The 2,672-nt window shown below is 72.4% G+C and carries 1 protein-coding gene; it reads right to left on the reverse strand.

Going from position 1 to position 2,672, the window contains the following annotated elements; translation table 11 throughout:
* Positions 1 to 2,648: condensation domain-containing protein (locus tag ACZ4D5_RS43420; protein ID WP_467778070.1), on the reverse strand; the 2,648-nt coding region annotated here is incomplete at its 3' end.
* Between the last annotated feature and the right edge of the window lie 24 nt (positions 2,649 to 2,672).

A 2,672-nucleotide genomic window follows, 5' to 3' on the forward strand; every position in this document is an offset into this window, starting at 1 on the left:
CCATCCGTCGCCGTGAACAGACGCGTCACATTCCGGTGCTCGACCATCACACCCTTCGGCGTCCCCGTCGACCCCGACGTATAGATCACATACGCAAGATCACCCGGAGCGGAACCGACCTCGGCCCGACCCAGATCACCGTCGGGCAGCCCGGCCCACACCTCGGCATCCACCCGCACGTCCACCACCGGGACGTCCGGGACGGCAAGGCCGTCGGGCAGTCCGCCGTCCACGACCAGGACGCGCGGGGCACTGTCCCGCACCACGTGGTCGAGTCGCTCGACGGGCGCGGCCGGGTCCATCGGCACATAGCCGCCACCCGCCTTGAGGACGGCGAGGACGCACACGACGATCCACTCGCTGCGCGGCAGGCACAGTCCGACGCGGACGTCGGGCCCCACCCCCAGGTCGCGCAGGTGGCGCGCCAAGCGGTTGGCGCGGGCGTTCAGCTCGCCGTACGTCAGCGCACGACCCTCGAACTCCACCGCCACCGCGTCCGGCGCACCCGCCACCACCCCCTCGAACCACTCATGCACACACCGCTCCTCCGCCACCAGACCCGCCGGAGCCTCGTTCCACTCCTCCACCACACGCCGACGCTCGGCGGCGGGCAGGACGTCGATGTCGAGGGCCGCGGTGGCGGCGCCGTCGTCGGCGGCGAGCGCGGAGACGATGCCGGACAGCGCCGTCTCGACGTATCCGACGAGCGCCTCGCACTCCACGGAGTCGTCCACGCGTACGTGCAGGGCGAGTTCGCTGCCGAAGTCGTCGAGCGAGACCACCAGCGGGTAGTTGATCGCGTCGGCCTCCGCCAGCCAGTGGATGCCCTGGCCCGCGACGGCGGACCCGGTCGTGTCGCCGTGGCCCGGCTCGAAGTGCCGGACGTTGATCACCGCGCTGAACAGCGGGGTGTCGGCGTCCAGGCCGCTGCAGCGCTGCGCCAGGCTCAGCGCGCTCTGCTCGCGGGCGATCAGCTCCTTGAGGCCGGTGTCGACGTCCGCGACGAGGTCCTTGACGGAGCGGTCCGCGAGGCGCACCCGCAGCGGCAGGGTGTTGATGAAGTTGCCGAGCATGCCCTCCACACCGGGCACGCCCTGCAGACGTCCGGACATCACGGTGCCGAACACGACGTCGTCGCTGCCGGCGGCCGCGGCCGTGACGCACGCCCACGCGGCGTGGAACAGGGTGGCGGGGCTGATGTGCAGGCGCTTGGCCTGGGCGCGCACCTCGGCGGTGAGGTCGGCGGGCAGGGCGCGGCGCAGCTGCGGGTACCGGTGGCCGTCGCCGCGCACGTCCGTCAGGCCGAACGGCGTGGTCGGCTCGGTGACGTCGGCGAGCATGGCCCGGAAGTGGGCCTCCCCGTCGTCGGCGGTCGTCTGGCGCAGGGTGTGGGCGACGAAGTCGCGGTACGGGGCGGGCGCCTTGAGCAGCGCGGCCCGGCCCGCCATGTGGGTCGCCAGCTCCTGCAGGACGAGCCGCAGGGTCGTGGCGTCCTCGATGAGGTGATGGGCGCTCAGGAGCAGATAGCGCCGCTCGGAGTGCGGGTCCTCGGCGATGAGGAGCCGCAGCAGGGGTGCGCCGTCGACCCGCATGCGCCGGGGGCTGTCCAGCAGGGCGCGCGCCTGCTCCTCGGCGTCCGTACCGGCGTCGAGGCGCGTCCGCTCGACCGTCAGACGTGCGGTGCGGTGCACGACCTGCACGGGCTCGGGCAGGTCGGTGGTGAGCACGGCGGTGCGCAGCACGTCGTGCCGGTCGATCAGCGCCTGCAGCGCCTCCGTGAACGAGACGCACACCTTCTCGTCGTCGGCGGCGAGGAGGACGGAGACCAGGTAGGGGTCGTTGTCCGGGTCGAGGAGGTGGTGGAAGAGGATGCCCTCCTGCGCGGGCGCCAGCGGATAGACGTCCTGGACGTTGGGCGCGCCGCCGGGCACGGTGGCGACGACCGTGTCGATCTGCTCCTGGGTCAGCTCGACCAGGGGCAGCATGTCCGGGGTGACGCGCGGGCAGCCCAGCGGGATCAGGTTCGGCGGCACGCCGTCGTCCGTGACGTCGGTGCCGGTCCGCGCCCCGTCGATCTCCTCCGCGAGGCGGGCCAGCGTCGGGCTGCTGAACACGCTGCGCACCGAGACCTCGTGGCCCAGCTCCTTCAGCTTGGCCACCAGGACCGTGATGAGCAGGGAGTGGCCGCCGAGCTCGAAGAAGTTGTCGTCGGCGCCGATACGGGCCCCGTCGAAGCCGAGGAGCTCCGCCCAGACCGCGGCGAGCGCCCGCTCGGTGGGGGTGCTCGGCGCCACGTACGCGCGCTGGGCGTAGGCGTCGATGCCGGGGGCCGGCAGCGCCTTGCGGTCGAGCTTGCCGTTGGTGGTCAACGGCAGGGTGTCCAGGGCGATGTAGGCGCTGGGGACCATGTACTCGGGGAGCATGCGCTCGACGTGCCGGCCGAGTTCGGCGCGGAAGTCCGTCTTCGCGTGCGCGTCCTCCAGGACGACGTACGCGACGAGCTGCTTGTTGCCCGGCTGGTCCTCGCGGGCCATGACCACGCAGGAGCGGACCGCTTCGTGTCCGGCGAGGGCGGCTTCGATCTCGCCGAGCTCGATACGGAACCCGCGGATCTTGACCTGGTCGTCGTTGCGCCCCAGGTACTCCAAGGACCCGTCCGCCAACTGCCGCGC

Source organism: Streptomyces sp. NPDC025651 (genome assembly GCF_055558735.1).